17 protein-coding genes, 1 other RNA gene and 1 riboswitch are annotated in these 16,923 nt (G+C 66.1%); of the genes, 9 read left to right on the forward strand and 9 right to left on the reverse strand.

The window, feature by feature from the left end; all coding sequences use genetic code 11:
• The first annotated feature begins 12 nt into the window (after positions 1 to 12).
• Positions 13 to 1,089: a threonine-phosphate decarboxylase CobD gene (gene cobD / locus AB3X94_RS08575; RefSeq protein ID WP_176109308.1), complete on the forward strand. Its 1,077-nt coding sequence runs from the start codon at positions 13 to 15 to the stop codon at positions 1,087 to 1,089.
• Positions 1,090 to 1,143: 54 nt separating this feature from the next.
• Positions 1,144 to 2,103: a cobalamin-binding protein gene (locus tag AB3X94_RS08580; RefSeq protein WP_368611278.1), complete on the forward strand. Its 960-nt coding sequence runs from the start codon at positions 1,144 to 1,146 to the stop codon at positions 2,101 to 2,103.
• 53 nt (positions 2,104 to 2,156) lie between these two features.
• Here the strand turns inward: AB3X94_RS08580 and cobC are convergent, their stop codons facing one another.
• The 6 genes from cobC to AB3X94_RS08610 form a co-directional block, all read right to left on the reverse strand.
• A complete protein-coding gene (gene cobC, locus AB3X94_RS08585) occupies positions 2,157 to 2,747 on the reverse strand; it encodes an alpha-ribazole phosphatase (RefSeq protein WP_176121149.1) in 591 nt (196 codons plus the stop codon).
• Positions 2,732 to 3,508, reverse strand: coding sequence for an adenosylcobinamide-GDP ribazoletransferase (locus tag AB3X94_RS08590; RefSeq protein ID WP_368611279.1), 777 nt, complete (start codon positions 3,506 to 3,508; stop codon positions 2,732 to 2,734). Before AB3X94_RS08590 ends, cobC begins: the two co-directional genes overlap by 16 nt.
• 73 nt (positions 3,509 to 3,581) lie before the next feature.
• A complete protein-coding gene (gene cobT, locus AB3X94_RS08595) occupies positions 3,582 to 4,643 on the reverse strand; it encodes a nicotinate-nucleotide--dimethylbenzimidazole phosphoribosyltransferase (RefSeq protein ID WP_368611280.1) in 1,062 nt (353 codons plus the stop codon).
• Positions 4,644 to 4,678: 35 nt separating this feature from the next.
• Positions 4,679 to 5,533: an ABC transporter ATP-binding protein gene (locus tag AB3X94_RS08600; protein WP_368611478.1), complete on the reverse strand. Its 855-nt coding sequence runs from the start codon at positions 5,531 to 5,533 to the stop codon at positions 4,679 to 4,681.
• Positions 5,530 to 6,594, reverse strand: a complete 1,065-nt coding sequence (locus AB3X94_RS08605) for an iron ABC transporter permease (protein WP_176109312.1) — start codon at positions 6,592 to 6,594, stop codon at positions 5,530 to 5,532. The genes AB3X94_RS08600 and AB3X94_RS08605 overlap by 4 nt, the downstream gene beginning before the upstream one ends.
• A 39-nt stretch (positions 6,595 to 6,633) precedes the next feature.
• Positions 6,634 to 8,565: a TonB-dependent receptor gene (locus AB3X94_RS08610; RefSeq protein WP_368611281.1), complete on the reverse strand. Its 1,932-nt coding sequence runs from the start codon at positions 8,563 to 8,565 to the stop codon at positions 6,634 to 6,636.
• Positions 8,566 to 8,656: 91 nt separating this feature from the next.
• Positions 8,657 to 8,921: riboswitch (cobalamin riboswitch) on the reverse strand.
• 220 nt (positions 8,922 to 9,141) lie between these two features.
• Here AB3X94_RS08610 and AB3X94_RS08615 point away from each other — a divergent pair.
• From AB3X94_RS08615 to AB3X94_RS08635, 5 genes are all read left to right on the forward strand, one after another.
• Complete coding sequence (locus AB3X94_RS08615) at positions 9,142 to 9,501, forward strand: ATPase (protein ID WP_176109314.1); 360 nt, start codon at positions 9,142 to 9,144, stop codon at positions 9,499 to 9,501.
• Complete coding sequence (locus AB3X94_RS08620) at positions 9,498 to 9,812, forward strand: cell division protein ZapA (protein WP_013088698.1); 315 nt, start codon at positions 9,498 to 9,500, stop codon at positions 9,810 to 9,812. The genes AB3X94_RS08615 and AB3X94_RS08620 overlap by 4 nt, the downstream gene beginning before the upstream one ends.
• A 78-nt stretch (positions 9,813 to 9,890) precedes the next feature.
• Positions 9,891 to 10,072, forward strand: a non-coding RNA gene (gene ssrS, locus AB3X94_RS08625) — 6S RNA.
• Positions 10,073 to 10,212: 140 nt separating this feature from the next.
• The gene (locus AB3X94_RS08630) at positions 10,213 to 10,671 is read left to right on the forward strand and encodes an EVE domain-containing protein (protein WP_176109315.1); all 459 of its coding nucleotides are present in this window, start codon (positions 10,213 to 10,215) and stop codon (positions 10,669 to 10,671) included.
• Positions 10,672 to 10,927: 256 nt separating this feature from the next.
• The gene (locus tag AB3X94_RS08635) at positions 10,928 to 11,653 is read left to right on the forward strand and encodes an SIMPL domain-containing protein (protein WP_176109316.1); all 726 of its coding nucleotides are present in this window, start codon (positions 10,928 to 10,930) and stop codon (positions 11,651 to 11,653) included.
• Between the two features lie 102 nt (positions 11,654 to 11,755).
• Here AB3X94_RS08635 and lgt read toward each other — a convergent pair whose 3' ends face one another.
• Complete coding sequence (gene lgt, locus AB3X94_RS08640; RefSeq protein ID WP_176109317.1) at positions 11,756 to 12,661, reverse strand: prolipoprotein diacylglyceryl transferase; 906 nt, start codon at positions 12,659 to 12,661, stop codon at positions 11,756 to 11,758.
• 58 nt (positions 12,662 to 12,719) lie between these two features.
• Positions 12,720 to 13,706: a LysR family transcriptional regulator gene (locus AB3X94_RS08645; RefSeq protein ID WP_368611282.1), complete on the reverse strand. Its 987-nt coding sequence runs from the start codon at positions 13,704 to 13,706 to the stop codon at positions 12,720 to 12,722.
• 158 nt (positions 13,707 to 13,864) lie between these two features.
• Here AB3X94_RS08645 and ilvD point away from each other — a divergent pair, with 158 nt between their 5' ends.
• Entirely contained in the window at positions 13,865 to 15,538 is a 1,674-nt protein-coding gene (gene ilvD, locus AB3X94_RS08650) for a dihydroxy-acid dehydratase (RefSeq protein ID WP_368611283.1), read from the forward strand.
• Between the two features lie 147 nt (positions 15,539 to 15,685).
• On the forward strand, positions 15,686 to 16,024 hold the full coding sequence (locus AB3X94_RS08655; protein WP_368611284.1) for a c-type cytochrome: 339 nt from the start codon (positions 15,686 to 15,688) through the stop codon (positions 16,022 to 16,024).
• 24 nt (positions 16,025 to 16,048) lie between these two features.
• Here the strand turns inward: AB3X94_RS08655 and AB3X94_RS08660 are convergent, their stop codons facing one another.
• Positions 16,049 to 16,855, reverse strand: coding sequence for a DUF2486 family protein (locus tag AB3X94_RS08660; RefSeq protein WP_368611285.1), 807 nt, complete (start codon positions 16,853 to 16,855; stop codon positions 16,049 to 16,051).
• Positions 16,856 to 16,923 lie beyond the last annotated feature (68 nt).

Here is a 16,923-nt window from a genome sequence, read left to right on the forward strand (position 1 = left end):
TGGGATGAGCGCATGACCGAGCGGACACAAGCGCGCGAACACGCCGCAGGCGATCCGATCGCACACGGCGGTAACCTGCACGAAGCGGCGGCGCGCTACGGCATTCCGTACGCACAGTGGCTCGATCTGTCCACCGGCATCAATCCGCACGGCTATCCGGTGCCGCCGCTGCCCGCCGACGCGTGGCGTCGTTTGCCCGACGAAGGCGACGGCTTCGCCGAGCGGGCCGCGCGCTACTACGGCGCACCCGATGCCGCGCATGTGCTGCCGGTGGCCGGCAGCCAGGCGGCGATTCGCGCGCTGCCCGCGTTGCTGCCGCGCGCGACGCTCGGCATCGCGCCGCTGACCTACGGCGAGTACGGGCCCGCGTTCGCGCGCGCCGGACACGAGGTCGCGCCGCTCGACGTGCATCGCGACACGCTGCCCGCCGCGCTCACGCATGTCGTGATCGTCAATCCCAACAATCCGACGGCTACGCATCTCGATGCCGCGAGGCTGCTGAACTGGCACGCGCAGCTGCGCGAACGCGGCGGCACGCTGCTGGTCGACGAGGCGTTCGCCGATACGCTGCCGGCCGCGCGCGTCGCGTCGCTGGCGGCGCAGACGCAGCGGGACGGGCTCGTCGTGTTGCGCTCGCCCGGCAAGTTCTTCGGGCTCGCGGGTGTGCGCGCCGGCTTCGTACTGGGCGCGCCCGCCTTGCTCGCCGCGTTGCGCGACAGATTGGGCGCGTGGACGGTCAGCGGTCCCGCGCGTCATGCGGTGAGCGCCGCGTTCGCCGATGCCGCGTGGCAAACGCGGATGCGTGAGCGGCTGATCGGCGAAAGCGCACGGCTTGCCGGGCTGTTGCATGCGCACGGTTTCGCGACTCGCGGCACGCCGCTTTTCGCATGGACCGACGATGCGCGCGCCGCCGCATTGCATGAAGCGCTCGCGCAGCGCGGCGTGTGGACGCGTCTTTTTCCGCCATCGCCCCGGGTGCCATCGGCCAGCGTGCGCTTCGGGCTGCCGGGCGATGAGGCCGAATGGACCCGCTTCGAACAACTGCTTCAACAGGCGGTTGATTCGATCGATACCGCGCGCTCGGGTTAGCGCACCGTCCTTCGCACCCCAGCCGTTCAACGCTTCGTGATCCGCCCTCGCCCGATGACCCGCTTCACTCGCTTCACTCGCTCCGCTCGCTTTGCCGCGCCCGCGCGCCACTTCATCCCTTGGTTCAGCGCCGCAGCGCTCGCTCTAAGTGCGCTGAGCGCGCACGCCGCGATCACCGTCACCGACGACAGCGGCGCGACCGTCACGCTCGCCGCGCCCGCGCAGCGCGTGATCAGCCTCGCCCCGCACGTGACCGAATTGCTGTACGCCGCGGGTGGCGGCCCGAAGATGGTCGGCGCGGTGTCGTACAGCGACTATCCGCCCGAAGCGAAACAACTGCCACGCGTCGGCGACAACAAGGCGCTCGACCTCGAACGCATCGTCGCGCTGAAACCGGATCTGATCGTCGTGTGGCGGCATGGCAATGCGCAGCGTCAGCTCGAGCGCTTGCGCGAGCTGCACGTGCCGCTCTTTTTCAGCGAGCCGCGCCGTCTCGACGATATCGCCGTGTCGCTGACGAAGCTCGGCCGGCTGCTAGGCACCTCCGCGAGCGCGGACGCGGCGGCGGCCGCCTATCGCGACGACATCGGCCGCCTGCGCGCGCGGTATGCGAATCGCCCCGTAGTCAGCGTGTTTTATCAGGTATGGGACCGGCCGCTGATGACGCTCAACGGCGAGCACATGATCAGCGACGTGATCACGCTATGCGGCGGCCGCAACGTGTTCGCGGACTTGCAGCCGCTCGTGCCGACCGTATCGACCGAAGCGGTGCTCGCGGCGAATCCGCAGGCGATCGTCACGGCGGCGCCCGGCGCGACGCAGCCCGACACGACGCTGCCGCAACTCGACGCATGGCGCGCGTGGCCGCGTCTCGCGGCCGTCGCGAACGACAACCTGTTTGCGATCGACGGCGATCTGATCAATCGCCCCGCGCCGCGCATCGCGCAAGGCGCGCGGCAACTGTGCGAGGACCTCGAACTGGCGCGCTCGCGCACAAACAAACCCGCGCCATGACGCGCCGCGGGTCGCGCAAAAAATACGCTCAGTTCTCCGCATGACCACGCGGGTCACGCATTCCATCGCACCAGCGACCACTGCAGCGTCTCGTCGTTACGCCGCAACCAGACGATCCCGGCCATATCGAGCGACCACTGCAGGCAACGCGCGAGCGGCACCTCCAGCACCCACGACGCGATCGCGCGCATCACCCCCGCGTGCGTGACCACGTACGCGGGCGACAGCTCGCGCGTCAGCGCGAACGCATCGAACCACGCTCGCACACGCGCGACGAATTGCGCGACGCTCTCGCCGCCATGCGCGCGCGCATGCTCGAAATTGGCGGCCCAGTCGTCGAGCTGGGCGCGATCGATCGTATCCCAGCGCTGCGCTTCCCATTCGCCGAAGTCCATCTCCTTCAGACGCTCGTCGTGGCTGACCACGCAGCCGAAGTCGTTGGCGATTTCATTCGCGAGCGCGGCGCAGCGCGTGAGCGGACTCGTGATCAGCACGCGCGGCGCCGGCACCTGCAAGCTCGCGAGCTTGACCGCCAACGCATTGGACGTGACCTCGGCGCTTTCCGCCAACGCGACATCACTATGGCCGTAACAAACCCCCGCCTCGAGCGCGACAGCGGGATGTCGAATCAGGACGATATCCATGCAAGCCCCACCAGATAGATGCTCAATTCGAAGATTTGCTGCGCGAAGCCGAGACAGTCGCCGGTATAGCCGCCGATGCGTCTGACGAAATAACGGCCCATCGCGAAGCGCAGCGCCAACAGCACGACACATGTGAGCGCGGCGAAACGGTAGTCGGGCGCGCCGGGGCCGTTCGGCCACAGCAGCCACGGCAGCCCGAACAGCGCGGCGCACAGCAGCGCCAGCCCGCTCAGACGCTGCGCGACCGGCTTGGCTTTGCCCGCGGCGCGCACATAGTCGAGCGTGGCCAGATAACTGATCGCGCACGCGCGGCTCGCGCCATGCGCCGCAACCATCAGACTTGCGGCGGAAAGCGGCGGCAACGCGGCGAGCGTTTGCCACTTGATCGCCAACGCGATCACGAGCGCGATGGCACCGAAAGCACCGATGCGCGAGTCGTGCATGATGCGCAACGCATCGTCGCGCGTATAGGCGCCACCGAACGCATCGACGCAATCGGCCAGACCGTCCTCGTGGAACGCGCCTGTCAAGAGCAGCGACGCGGCCATCGACAGCAGCACCGCGACGCCCGCCGGAAACACGCGCAGCGCGGCCAGATAGACGAGCGCGCTGACGCCGCCGACCAGCACGCCGACGAGCGGAAAATAGCGCGCCGCCGCGTTCAGATAATGCGGCTCGTAGCCGACCCAGCGCGGCACCGGCACGCGCGTGAAGTAACCGAGCGCCGTGAAGAAATAGCGCAGTTCCGCGAGCGGGTTCATGGACGTCTCGAGTGCATGTTCGCTGCGATGCGGGCCGAGCTTCGCGTTGCCGCGAAGCATGGGTTCGAGCGCGTCACGGTTCGCGATCCGCGACGCCCGCGGAATCGAAGCTGGCCATCTCGTTGACGAAAGCCGCCGCCGCGCGCAGCAGCGGCACCGCGAGCGCGGCGCCCGTGCCCTCGCCGAGCCGCATGTCGAGCGACAGCAGCGGCTGCGCGCCGAAATGATCGAGCATGCGCCGATGGCCGGCCTCGTTCGACGCATGCGCGAACACGCAGTACTCGCGCACGTCGGGCGACAGCGCATCGGCGACCAGCAGCGCCGACGTCGCGATGAAACCATCCACGAGAATCGTCATGCGCGCCTCGGCGGCCGCCAGAAATGCGCCCGTCATCATCGCGATTTCGAAGCCGCCGAAGGTCGCGAGCACGTCGAGCGGCGCGCTGGCGTCCGCATGACGCGCGAGCGCCGCCGCGAGCACGTTGCGCTTCTTCGCGAGCCCGGCATTGTCGAGACCGGTGCCACGGCCGACGCAGTCGTCGATCGGCACGCCGCACAGACGGCTCATCAGACACGCGGCCGCCGACGTGTTCGCGATGCCCATCTCGCCGAAGCCGATCACGTTGGTGCCGAGCGCCGCGTGATGACGCACGCGCGCGGCGCCTGCCTGCATCGCGGCGAGCGCTTCGGCCTGCGTCATCGCGGCTTCGTGCGCGAAGTTGCGCGTGCCGGGCCCGACCGGAATATCGACGAGTCCGTCGGTGGACGGCAGCGGCGTCGCGATGCCCGCGTTGACCACTTCGAGTTCGAGACCGGCGACGCGGCTGAGCGCATTGATCGCCGCGCCGCCCGCGATGAAGTTCGCGACCATCTGCGCGGTCACCGCTTGCGGATACGGGCTCACGCCTTCGGCGGCGATACCGTGATCGCCCGCGAACACGATCATCGCGGGCCGCTGCACGCTAGGACGAGTACTGCGCTGGATCAGGCCCATCTGGCGCGCGAGCGTTTCGAGCCGGCCGAGGCTGCCGGGCGGTTTGGTGCGCGTATCGATGATCCGTTGCAGCTCGGCGCGCAGCGTCTGATCGAGCGGCGCGACTTCGGGCAAACCGGCCGGGAGTGGGATGCGAGTCATAGTTGTGATCGAAACAAGGTATAGGGGATTAATAGTCAGCCTGACTTTTCGTCATGACCGGCAGGCGATTCATGACGCGCGCGCGGCGCGGGAATCAGCGCCTCGTGCTCGCCATCGCGAATCAGAATCAGCGGATAGCCGAACGCGCGGCTCGTCAACGCGGGCGTCAGCACGTCGCGCACCGGGCCCGCATACGCGCCGCCCGCGCCGTCGAGCAGCAACGCATGCGTCGCGAAGCGGCGCGCGAGGTTCAGGTCATGGCAGGAGAACAGCACACTGCGCGCTATGCTGCGTCCCGGCTCGCGCGTCCATGCAACGAGCGCTTCGAGGCAGTCGATCTGGTGATGCAGGTCGAGATGCGACAACGGTTCGTCGAGCAGCAACAGCGGCGCGTCCTGGCACAGCACTGCCGCGAGCGCGACGCGCTGACGCTCGCCGCCCGATAGCGACAGCACGTCGCGCGCCGCAAAGCCCGCAAGGCCGAGCGATTCGAGCGCCGCCTGTGCAGCCGCGCGATCTTCATCGCGCTCCCAGCCCCAACCGCCCAGATGCGGGAAGCGATTCAGCAGCACGATGTCGAGCACGCTGGCATTGAACGCATCGGCCGCGCTTTGCGGCATCAGCGCGCGGCGCCGTGCGAGCGGCAGCGGCTGCCAGTCGGCCACGCGCACGCCATCGAGTTCGACATGGCCCGCCGCCGGATGCAACAGGCCCGCCAGCGTCGACAGCAAGGTGGTCTTGCCCGCGCCGTTCGGCCCGGCGATACACCAGACTTCGCCCGCATTGAAGGTGTGCGTGAACGCGTCGAGCAAGGTGCGCGCGCCGGCGCGCAGTGTCAGGCGCTGCGTGCTCAGCATCGAAGAGGTGGGGCTGGGTTCGGCTTGCATCATCGGCGGCGTTTGAGCAGCATCCACAGGAACACCGGCACGCCGACCAGCGACGTGATCACGCCGACCGGCAATTGCGCGGGCGCAATCACGGTCCGCGCGATCAGATCCGCGCCCATCACCGCGACACCGCCGCCGAGTGCAGCCGCCGGCAGCAGCATGCGCTGGTCGTTGCCGAACGCGAGCCGCAGCATATGCGGCACGACGAGACCGACGAAGCCGATCGTGCCCGCGGTCGTCACCGCCGCTGCCGCCGCCAGCGACGCGACCAGGTACACGCGCAAACGCAGCGGCATCACCGCGACGCCGAGCGCTTGCGCGGCTGCGTCGCCGCGCAGCAGCACGTTCAGACGCGGCGCGGCTGGCACGATCGCGAGCAACACGAGCGCGAGCGCGATCAGCGCGGTCCACGGCAGCGCGCCGCCATTGAGGTCGCCGGTCAGCCAGAACAGCATGCCGCGCAGACGGCTATCAGGCGCGAGATTGAGCAGCAGCGTGATCATCGCGCCCCACCCGGCCGCGATCACCGCGCCGGTCAGCAGCAAACGCGGCGACGTGTCCTGCGGCTCGCCGCGCCACAGTTCGCGACGCGCGAGTCCGAGCACCAGCAGGATCGACACGAACGCACCCGCGAACGCGCTCGCATCGACGATCCACCAGGCGCCGCCCGCGATCATCGCGACCAGCGCGAAACTGGCCGCGCCGCCCGACACGCCGAGCACGTACGGCTCGGCCAGCGGATTGCGCAGCAGCACCTGAAGCAGCGCGCCGGCGAGCGCGAGCAACGCGCCGCACGCGAAGCCTGCGAGCGCGCGCGGCAATCGCAACGTGCGCACGATTTCGCCGGCGAGATCGTCGCTGCCCGTGGCGCCGAACGTGTGCGTTGGCACGAGCGCCGCAAGCACGCGCGACGGCGCGAGCGGCACGCTGCCGAGCACCAGCGACGCGCCGAGCAGCGCGACGGCGGCGAGCGCGAGTCCGAGCCAGATCGCGGCCGCGCGTTTCGCGTTCATCGGGCGCGGCGTTGCCATCGCGGCGGACAGCGAACCGGACGCGCGACTCATCCGCGTGCGCTCACGCATGCGGCCAACCCGGCGCGCGCGTCACTGCTGCTGCCAGCCGAGCGTGACATACGCACCGCGTCGCGGCGAGTTATACGAGTAGGCCGTCTCATAGTCCTTGTTGAACAGATTGTCGATTTGCGCGCTGACGTACCACGCCTTCGTGATGTTGTAGCGCGCCGATAGATTCACGATGCCATAACCGCCGAGCTTGCCGGTGCTGTCTGGACGCGGACCGCTGACGATCCACTCGCCCCCAACCCGCCATCCACCGATGCTGCGATTCGCCGCGAACGACCCGAAGCGTCGCGCGCGTCGCACGAGGTCGGTACCGCTGTCGAGATCGACCGGGTTCTGCAGCGTCAATGTCGCGCGTACGTCGGTCTTGCCGACATGACCGCTCCACGATCCTTCGAGTCCCTGCACCTTCGCATGGCCGACGTTCTCCGCGAGATAGATGCCGGGGATCGTCTGCACGTAGTCGATCAGATTCGTATAGCGCGTCTGGAATGCGTTCAGACGCATCACGCCGAGCGCGTCGGTCGCGTACTGCAAACCGGCTTCGACCGAGTGACTGCGCTCCGGCTGGATCGACGGGTTGCCGCTGATCGGATAGTACAGATCGTCGAAGCTCGGCGCGCGGAACGCATCGGAATAGCTTGCGGTTACCTTCCAGCGCGACGTGATGTCGAAACCGTAGCCGAGATAGTAACTGTTCGCTCCGCCGAAATCGGAGTACTGGTCGCGGCGTACGTTGGCCTGAATCTGGTTGCGGCCGAAGCGTGCGCTGTAGCCGGCGAAGACCGAATCGACGTGACGGTCGGGCGCGGCGAACGTGTCGGAGTCGAGAATCTGGTCGAGATGTTCGTAGCCGAATTGCAGCTTCTGGTTCGCGGCGAGCGCGAAATCGTTCTGCCACGTGTACTGGCGATTGTCGGTATCGAAGCGGTCGTTGTAGATGCCATTGGTGTTCGATACGCTGCGGTCGTCGCCCACGGCGAGCGTGAAGTGGGTGGTCCACCAGTCGGTCAGCTTGCCGTTCGCAAACACCGACACCTGACGCACCTTGCTATAGAGGTTGTTCAGATCGGTTGGCACGCCGTACGCATTGTCGTAGCTGTTGTTGTTGTTCGACTGGAAGTAGCTGACACCCGCATCCCACTTGTCGGTGAACTTGTGGCGCAGCGACGCGCTGATGCTCTCGTTCAGATTGCCGTTCGCGTTCGGATTCGCGCCCGGCGCCTCGAGCGGATCGAGCGACGAAAAGCCGTCGTTCTTCGTGCGCGCGAGCGAGATGTTGAAGGTCGTGCGACCGTCCTGATCGAGCGCGCCGTTCACGCCGGCCGTTTGCGTCTGCGTGTGATAGCTGCCGTAGCCGAGCGAAAAATTGAAGCGCGGCGGATGATCGCCGCCGTCTTTCGTGAACACCTGCACGACACCGCCGATCGCGCCCGAGCCGTACAACGCCGACACGTTGCCGTTCACGACTTCGACGTGATCGACCTGGTCGAGCGGAATCTGTGCGAGCTGAGCGGAGCCGAGACTCACCGAATCGACGCGCACGCCGTCGATCAGCAGCAGCGATTGCGTCGACGACGCGCCGCGCAGAAAGAGGCTCGTGGTCGAACCGGGGCCACCCGTGCGCGAGATTTGCGCGCCGGGCGCGAGTCGCAGCAGGCCGGGCAGATCGGTCGCGGTCGTGTCGGCGATGTCCTGCTGATCGAACTGCGTGGTCTGCGGGATCGCGTCGCGCAACGCTTGCGCTCCGCGTTGTGCGGTCACGACGATCGGCGAGAGCACGTTGCCCGATGCATCGGCGGAAGCGGGATTGGCCGCATCCGCAACGTTTGGGGCGTTCGCGGTGCTTGCATCCGCAGCGGACGATGAAGGCACAGGCTCGGCGCTTTGCGCATGCGCGACGAGCGGCAGGCTCGCGAACGCGAGCAGCGTCGCGCGGGCGATGGGGGACAACATGGGATGACATTCCTGTGGATAGCATGCACGGCCTGCTTCCCCGCAGGCCGACGCGTCACGAGGCGTCCCCCAATGTTTAACGTTTTCGCGGGGGACGTCCCTCTTTTCTGGCCGGTATCCGGGCTACGACACATCGATCCCGCCTTCCCACGCGTGACGCGCAGTGGCACACTCGCAGATTGAACTTCCAACCGTGCGACAAGGACCGACCTGCATGAGCACATCACATGCGGTCGTTTACCGTTGCGGGGGCAGCGCAGGTTCGCGCATCCGGTTTGGCACCGCGCGCGCCCTGCTTCCCGTTTAACTGCGCGCGCCGAAAAGCGCGCGCGGGCACCAGAGTGCGGGAAGTGTAGGAGCGGCTTCGCGGGGCGTCAAGAAAGGCCAACCGGAGCGCGATCCGTTCTGTCGAATGCAGGTTATTGTCCGATGGATTGCCGGTCTTTGATCTTATGGTCGACGACACGACTCGCAACGAACCTGCATGAAGCGATGCTGTTACGTCTCGAAACGAGACAATTGTCGGAACCTGTAATATTCCGCGCTAAAATGCGATGTCTTTAGAGGACGCAGCACATGCTCACCGAACTCGAATCACTCTCCCAGAACATCGGCAAGCTGATTGCGATCAGCAAGCGCCACAACGAAGCGCGGATCGCGCTCGAAGAGCAACTCGCGCAAACGCGTGCCGAAGTACAAGCCACGCACACCGAACTCGCGCAATTGCGTGCCGAGCGCGATGCACTGCAAGCGGAACGCGACGCGCTGTCCGCCAAGATCGACGACGCTCAGGTGCGCCTGAATGCGATTCTCGAAAAATTGCCGCGCGCACGCGCAAGCAGCGAACCGGATAACCAGCTCGATCTGCTCGAGTCCGCCCAGCCCGAACACGAGGAAGCGGAAGGCGACGTGAGCCGACACGGAGAAAGCGCATGACCACCAAGCAGATCGAAGTATCGATTCTCGAAGTACCCTACCGTCTCGCCTGTTCGCCTGAAACGGAAGGCGCGCTGCTCGAGGCGGTCGCGCGCGTCGACGCCGAGATGAAGAAAATCCGCAGCGGCAGCAATGTGCGCGGCACCGATCGCATCGCGGTGATGGCGGCGCTGTCGCTGGCATCGGAACTGCTTAAGCTGCAAAGCAGCGTGCGACACGGAGAAGCATTTCCTGCTGAAGAAATCCGGCGTACAATGCAGCAAATGAACGAACAGCTAGGTACTGTGATTGAGCAGTACAGCATGCAGTAAGCAGTAGTTGACTCAATAGCGGGCCGGTTTCGAACCGGTCACATGTTCAACGGTATGTGTTGTAGCTTCATCGGTTTAGCTTCCCTGCCTGGTTCGCCAAGGTCATATATTCCTTGAACCAATGCCATGTGCACGGTTGCGGAAATTTGTAGCACGGGTGTGCGCGTCACTCTGTCTGATGTACCCGAAGTGTTGCTAACTGCGACCAATTCTGAACCCTCGGTTCAGGATGCCGGCCTAGCGGCTAAGGCGGGGACCTTATCTGGAACGGCATCGGACTTCGGTTCGATGCCGTTTTTCTTTGGTCGTCGTTTTTTCTTTTTGTGTGCCTGTTTCAGGGGCTTTTCCGCGCGCGCCTGTTGTTGGCGCCTCGTTCAATCTCACACGCTCACTCCGATTCATGCGCTACTGGCTGATGAAGTCCGAACCGGACGAAGCAAGCATCGACGACCTCGCCAACGCACCGCATCGCACCTTGCCGTGGACCGGCGTGCGCAACTATCAGGCGCGCAACTTCATGCGCGACGTGATGCAGGTCGGCGACGGCGTGCTCTTCTATCATTCGAGCTGTCCGGAACCCGGCATCGCGGGCATCGCGGAAGTCTCGTCGACCGCGTATCCGGACCCGACGCAGTTCGATAAAAAGAGTCCGTACTACGACGCGAAATCGTCGCGGGAAACGCCGCGCTGGATGCTCGTCGACGTCGTGTTCAAGAAGAAAATCCCGCTGATTCCGCTGGCCGCGCTGCGCGAGCATGCCGAATTGCAGGACATGCGCGTGCTCGCCAAAGGCAACCGTCTGTCGATCACACCGGTGACCGACGCCGAATGGCGCTTCATCACTAAACAGCTGGTTTAAGGGCAAATGCGCGACGCGGGACGTGTCGTGATCGCGTCCGGGCCATCATTTCCGATGCGGCGGCGAAGTACTAATTGGGGAACCAAGCGCCAGTAAGACGCGCCTAATCGCTCGACGAAAGCGCGAGTTCGAACCAGCCGTTCGACGGCATCCCGATCCATTCGCTAGCGCATCCGTCAAACCGCGCGCCACCATCGCGTCATCACGCGGCGCACGCGTCGAACGTGCACAACCTGTTCAAACAAGGATTCCAGCCATGACGACAAAAACCGCACGGGCCCTCGCACTCGCGCTCGCCTTTGGCGCGCCTGTGGCGCTCGCGCTGAACCCGGCGCCCGCTCGCGCGCAGACCATGATGCCGCAGCCCTCGGGCGTGCTGTCGCTGAATGCGCAGGCGAGCGCGGAAGTCCCGCAGGACGAAGTCGAAATCACGCTGTTTTACGAGCAGGAAGCGAGCGAGCCGTCGGCGTTGACGTCGACGCTGAACCAACGTGCCGACGCGGCATTGCAGAAGGCGCGCGGCGTGGCCGGCGTAACCGCGCGCTCGGGTGCGTTCTCGATCTTCCCGTCAACGGACCGCGACGGACGCATCTCGGCGTGGCGCGGCCGCACGGAAGTCGTGCTCGAATCGCGCGACTTCGCCGCGGCATCGAAGCTCGCCGGACAGATGGCATCGATCATGCAGGTAGGTAACGTGCGTTTCTCGCTGTCGCCGGAAGCGCAGCGCGCCGCCGAACAGCGGCTCAGCGGCGAGGCGATCAAATCGTTTCGCGAGCAGGCCGCGGCATCGTCGCAGGCGTTCGGCTTTAGCGGCTATTCGATCCGCGAGGTCAACGTGAATCACAGCGGCGTGATGCCGCGTCCGATGATGATGATGAGCGCACGCGCGATGGGCGCCGACGCGAAGAGCGCGCCGATGCCGCTCGAAGGTGGCACCTCGACGGTGACGGTCAACGTGTCGGGGTCGGTGCAGATGAAGTGACGCGCACGCGCGAACGCCAGCGCATCAAAGAGAAACGCCACGGCATCCATCGAAGCCGTGGCGTTTTTTCATGCAGCGTTCGCTACGCTGGCCGGGCGCAGTTCAGTTCGCGCCGACCGCCTGCGCCGGCTCGCGGCGCCCCCGGCGATACGCCCACACCATCAGGCCGATGCCCGCGAGGATCATTGGCAACGACAGCCATTGACCCATCGACAGCCCCATCGCGAGCAGGCCGAGGAAATCGTCCGGCTCGCGCGCGAATTCGACCGTGAAGCGCGCGAGGCCGTAGCCGATCAGGAACATTGCGGAGATCGCGCCGAGCGGCTTCGGCTTGCGCGAGAAGAAAATCAGCACGAAAAACAGCGCCACGCCTTCGAGCGCGATCTCGTACAGCTCCGACGGATGCCGCGGCAGCATGTGATATTGCGCAAACACTTCGTTCAGATGCCATTGCGCGGCCAATTGCGGATGCGCGGCGAGCCAGCTGGCGTCGTCGGGCGCGGCGCCGGGGAACAGCATCGCCCACGGCGCGGCCGGATCGGTCACGCGGCCCCACAGCTCGCCGTTGATGAAGTTGCCGAGCCGCCCCGCCGCGAGGCCCGTGGGCACCATCGGCGCGACGAAGTCGGTGACCTGCAGCCACGAGCGCTTGCGCTGATACGCGAACAGCATCATCGCGATGGTGACGCCGAGAAAGCCGCCGTGAAACGACATACCGCCTTCCCACACCTTGAAGATGTCGAGCGGATGCGCGAAATAGAAGCTGGCCTTGTAGAACAGCACATAGCCGAGCCGGCCGCCGAGGATCGTGCCCAGCACGCCGAAGAACAGCATGTCGTCGATGTCCTTCGCGGTCCAGCCTTGCGCGGCGACGTACGGCAGCCGCAGCCGCAGCCGGGCGACCACGATCGCCGCGACGAACGCGACGAGGTACATCAAGCCATACCAGCGCACGGCGAGCGGCCCCAGATGGATGGCGACAGGGTCGAAATTCGGGTGAATGAGCATCGTGTAGTTATGGGCAGTTCAGGTTCGAAAGCAGTTTTACAGGGATCAGAAGCGGGATCTAGACGCGCGACGCCACGCTCGCCGCATGCGCGCGCACGATGTCGATGAAGCCCGCCAGCACCGGGCTGACCTCGTCGGTACGCCAGACGAGCCCCGTTTCGATCGCGGGCACCGACTCGGACAACGGCCGGTACACGACGCCCGTGCGCCGCAGGTTACGCAACGATTGCGGCACCAGTGCGACGCCCATGCCGGCCGACACGAGACTCACGATGGTCTGCATCTGGATCGCCTCCTGGCCGATCCGCGGCGCGAGGCCCGCGACGCCGTAGCAATCCATAATGATGTCATAAAAGCCTGGCGCGAGACGTCTTGGGAAGATCACGAGCGGCGCGTCGCCGAGATCGCGTAGGCTGACGGGCGTGTCGAGCCATTCGGCGGCGGGGTCTTCATTTGGCTTGCCCTTGCCGTTTTTGTTTACGCTGCCTTGCAAGCCTCGCGCCATCTCCGTCGACATCGCGATCACGAGCGGCTCGCGCGCGATCGGCAGCCACGACAGCTGCGATGCACGCCGCGACGGCAGCGGCGCGATCACCAGACCCGCGTCGATACGCCCGGCCACCAGTTCCTCGACCTGCACGTCGCTGGTCGCCTCGGTCAGCTCGAGCCGCACGAGCGGATGCCGCGCGCCGAAATCGCGCAGCAGCAGCGGCAGCAGGCCGTAATCCGCGGTCGACACGAACGCGAGCGACAGCACGCCCGCCTCGCCGCGCGCGAGGCTCTGCGCAAGCGGCCTCAAACCTTCCGCCGCCGCGAGCAGCCGCTGCACCTCCGGCAGCAGATCGGCACCGACCGCGGTCAGCTCCACCGAGCGCTTGGTGCGCGCGAACAGCTCGACGCCGAGCGTCTCTTCGAGCGCGCGGATCGCCTGCGACAGCGGCGGCTGCGTCATCGACAAACGCGCGGCTGCGCGCCCGAAGTGCTTTTCCTCGGCGACGGTGACGAAATAGCGCAACTGGCGCAGATCAGGAATCGTCGGCAGCATGATTAATATATTTTACGACCTGAACAGCCGCGAATAATACATGCGACGCCGGCCACGCAAAACCGCCTGTTCGCGCGGTCTGGCGGAACTACACTGAACGGATGCGCGCGCGGGCGCCGCGTGCGCACTCATCAGAACAGCCAGATCTGGAGTTCCCCATGGCCTACAACCGTCGTTCGAAGAACATCACGCAAGGCATCGCGCGTTCCCCGAATCGCTCGATGTACTACGCGCTCGGGTACCAGGAGGAGGATTTCGACAAACCGATGATCGGCGTCGCCAACGGCCACTCGACGATCACGCCATGCAACGCCGGCCTGCAGCGTCTCGCCGACGCGGCCGTCACCGCGATCAAGCGCGCCGACGCGAATCCGCAGACCTTCGGCACGCCGACGATCTCGGACGGCATGTCGATGGGCACCGAAGGCATGAAGTACTCGCTGGTGTCGCGCGAGGTGATCGCCGACTGCATCGAGACCTGCGTGCAGGGCCAATGGATGGACGGCGTGGTCGTGATCGGCGGCTGCGACAAGAACATGCCGGGCGGCATGATCGGCCTCGCGCGCATGAACGTGCCGGGCATCTACGTGTATGGCGGCACGATCCGGCCGGGCAACTGGAAAGGCACCGATCTGACGATCGTGTCGTCGTTCGAGGCGGTCGGCGAATTCACGGCGGGCCGCATGTCGCAGGAGGATTTCGAGGGCATCGAGAAGAACGCGTGTCCGTCGACCGGTTCGTGCGGCGGCATGTACACGGCCAATACGATGAGCTCGTCGTTCGAGGCGCTAGGCATGTCGCTACTGTATTCGTCGACGATGGCGAATCCCGATCAGGAGAAGGTCGACTCGGCCGCCGAATCGGCGCGCGTACTCGTCGAAGCGGTGAAAAAGGATCTGAAGCCGCGCGACATCATCACGAAGCAGTCGATCGAAAACGCGGTTGCCCTGATCATGGCGACCGGCGGCTCGACCAACGCGGTGCTGCACTATCTGGCGATCGCGCACGCGGCCGAGGTCGAATGGACGATCGAGGACTTCGAGCGCATGCGCAAGAAAGTGCCGGTGATCTGCAACCTGAAACCGTCGGGCCAGTATGTCGCCACCGATCTGCACAAGGCGGGCGGCATACCGCAGGTGCTGAAGATCCTGCTCGACGCCGGACTTCTGCACGGCGATTGCATGACTATCACCGGCAAAACGCTCGCCGAGGAGCTGAAGGACGTACCCAGCAAACCGCGCAGCGATCAGCAGGTGATCTTCCCCATCGACCACGCGCTGTACGCCGAAGGCCATCTCGCGATCCTGAAGGGCAATCTCGCCGAAGACGGCGCGGTCGCGAAGATCACCGGGCTGAAAAACCCGGTCATCACGGGTCCGGCGCGCGTATTCGACGACGAGCAGAGCGCGCTCGAAGCGATCCTCGCCGACAGGATCGTCGCTGGCGATGTCGTCGTGCTGCGCTATCTGGGCCCGAAGGGCGGCCCCGGCATGCCGGAAATGCTTGCGCCGACCTCGGCGATCATCGGCAAGGGGCTCGGCGAATCGGTTGGACTCATCACCGACGGCCGCTTCTCGGGCGGCACGTGGGGCATGGTGGTCGGGCACGTCGCGCCGGAGGCGTTCGTCGGCGGCACGATCGCGCTCGTGCAGGAAGGCGATTCGATCACGATCGACGCGCACCGGCTGCTGCTGCAACTGAACATCGACGATGCCGAGCTGCAGCGCCGCCGCGCCGCATGGCAGGCGCCGAAGCCGCGCTATACCCGCGGCGTGTTGGCGAAGTATTTCGCGCTCGCGCTGCCGGCGAATCGGGGGGCGGTGACGGGTTAATTGCTACGGGGCGGCGCGCCCCGCTCCGCTGGACGAACCCGCCGCCACGCTACGCAAAAACGCCAGGGGCGCACGAAAATCCGTGCGCCCCTTTGCTCTTATAATGCGTGCACCACGAGCCGGGCATCTGCACTGGCGGAGACCATAATGAAATCGATGTCGTACGCAGCCGTAGCAGCTTCTGTTGCGCTCGCCGCCGCATTGAGCGCCACGAGTCCCGCAGCCCGTGCCGAAGCAGCCGGCCTCGCGCTCGCCCAGCAGAAGAACTGCATGAGTTGCCACTCGGTCAACCGCCCGTTCATGGGGCCGGCGCTGCACGACGTCGCTATCCGGTATGCGGGTCGCGACGACGCCACGGCCTATCTGAAGCACAAGATCCTCGATGGCAGCACCGGCGCATGGGGAACCATGCCGATGCCCGCGAACACGCAACTGACGCCCGATCAGGCGGCCAGGCTGGCGGCTTGGGTGCTGACGCTCAAATAACGGACCTTTCGTGTCGCCGCGGCGTCAACGCGAGCGCCGCGCGATTTCTTCTTCCACCGCTTCACGTACCCAATCGGTCATCTCGGCTTCGAGCGTCTGCGCGACTTCGCGCGTGATCTGACTGACGAGCAGGCTCGTGTGCTGCTGCACTGCGTCGCGGCAGCGCGCCTCGATGATGCCGTGCCCCTCGCCCGTGAGAAAACGCTGGAAGCGTCCGTGCAAACGTTCGGCGAGCGCGTCGGCGTCGAGTGGGGGCTGAGCGGAAGCGGCTTCGTGCGCGCCTTCATGGTCGAGGTCCGGCGGCACGGTCGCGCCGGCTTCGAGCGGTATGAAGGGTTCGGTACGATCGAACACGCCGGGCGACACCTCGGGCACGTCCTCATGCAGTCCTTCATGCAGGCCTTCATGCAGCTCCTCATGCCCATGTCGCGCATGAATGCCGTGATGCGGCCGGACCTGCTTTCTCGCGTGCGTGTGATCGGCCACGTGCGGCTGATGAAGTTCGGTCTGCGCCGGCTGCGGCGCGAGAACCGGCTCGGGCGAACTCAGTTGCTCGGGTGTGGGCACGGGCTGCGGCGCGAGCACGGGCTCGGGCGCCAGCGTCGGTTCGGCCGGATGCGCGGCCGGATGCGCGGCCGGCGGCGCGAACGCGGGCTCGGTGCGCAATCCCTGCTCGCGCGCCGCCGGTTGCGCGGCGGCTGGTGTTGCGGGCTTGGTGCCCTGGGGCGCGGGTGCGGCGCCATCGGCCGACGCCTCGCGCGTTTCGCGCGCGCGGCCCGGCACGATGACCTCGTTCAGGATCGGAATCGAATTGTCGTTGGGATCGGACACGTGCGCTCTCCGTGTTTGAGTCGAAGCCAGGGCAGGCGGTCCGCATGCCGCGCTCCTCGCGGCCATGA

It is taken from the genome of Paraburkholderia sp. BR10923 (assembly GCF_040948765.1).
In the GTDB taxonomy this organism is placed as follows: Bacteria; Pseudomonadota; Gammaproteobacteria; order Burkholderiales; family Burkholderiaceae; genus Paraburkholderia; species Paraburkholderia youngii.

Excerpts from the sequence above, each read along its gene's own strand:
- cobD (WP_176109308.1), top strand. The coding sequence starts at position 13 with ATGACCGAGCGGACACAAGCGCGCGAACACGCCGCAGGCGATCCGATC.
- AB3X94_RS08580 (WP_368611278.1), top strand. The coding sequence starts at position 1,144 with ATGACCCGCTTCACTCGCTTCACTCGCTCCGCTCGCTTTGCCGCGCCC.
- cobC (WP_176121149.1), bottom strand. The coding sequence starts at position 2,747 with ATGGATATCGTCCTGATTCGACATCCCGCTGTCGCGCTCGAGGCGGGG.
- AB3X94_RS08590 (WP_368611279.1), bottom strand. The coding sequence starts at position 3,508 with ATGAACCCGCTCGCGGAACTGCGCTATTTCTTCACGGCGCTCGGTTAC.
- cobT (WP_368611280.1), bottom strand. The coding sequence starts at position 4,643 with ATGACTCGCATCCCACTCCCGGCCGGTTTGCCCGAAGTCGCGCCGCTC.
- AB3X94_RS08600 (WP_368611478.1), bottom strand. The coding sequence starts at position 5,533 with ATGATGCAAGCCGAACCCAGCCCCACCTCTTCGATGCTGAGCACGCAG.
- AB3X94_RS08605 (WP_176109312.1), bottom strand. The coding sequence starts at position 6,594 with ATGAGTCGCGCGTCCGGTTCGCTGTCCGCCGCGATGGCAACGCCGCGC.
- AB3X94_RS08610 (WP_368611281.1), bottom strand. The coding sequence starts at position 8,565 with ATGTTGTCCCCCATCGCCCGCGCGACGCTGCTCGCGTTCGCGAGCCTG.
- AB3X94_RS08615 (WP_176109314.1), top strand. The coding sequence starts at position 9,142 with ATGCTCACCGAACTCGAATCACTCTCCCAGAACATCGGCAAGCTGATT.
- AB3X94_RS08620 (WP_013088698.1), top strand. The coding sequence starts at position 9,498 with ATGACCACCAAGCAGATCGAAGTATCGATTCTCGAAGTACCCTACCGT.
- AB3X94_RS08630 (WP_176109315.1), top strand. The coding sequence starts at position 10,213 with ATGCGCTACTGGCTGATGAAGTCCGAACCGGACGAAGCAAGCATCGAC.
- AB3X94_RS08635 (WP_176109316.1), top strand. The coding sequence starts at position 10,928 with ATGACGACAAAAACCGCACGGGCCCTCGCACTCGCGCTCGCCTTTGGC.
- lgt (WP_176109317.1), bottom strand. The coding sequence starts at position 12,661 with ATGCTCATTCACCCGAATTTCGACCCTGTCGCCATCCATCTGGGGCCG.
- AB3X94_RS08645 (WP_368611282.1), bottom strand. The coding sequence starts at position 13,706 with ATGCTGCCGACGATTCCTGATCTGCGCCAGTTGCGCTATTTCGTCACC.
- ilvD (WP_368611283.1), top strand. The coding sequence starts at position 13,865 with ATGGCCTACAACCGTCGTTCGAAGAACATCACGCAAGGCATCGCGCGT.
- AB3X94_RS08655 (WP_368611284.1), top strand. The coding sequence starts at position 15,686 with ATGAAATCGATGTCGTACGCAGCCGTAGCAGCTTCTGTTGCGCTCGCC.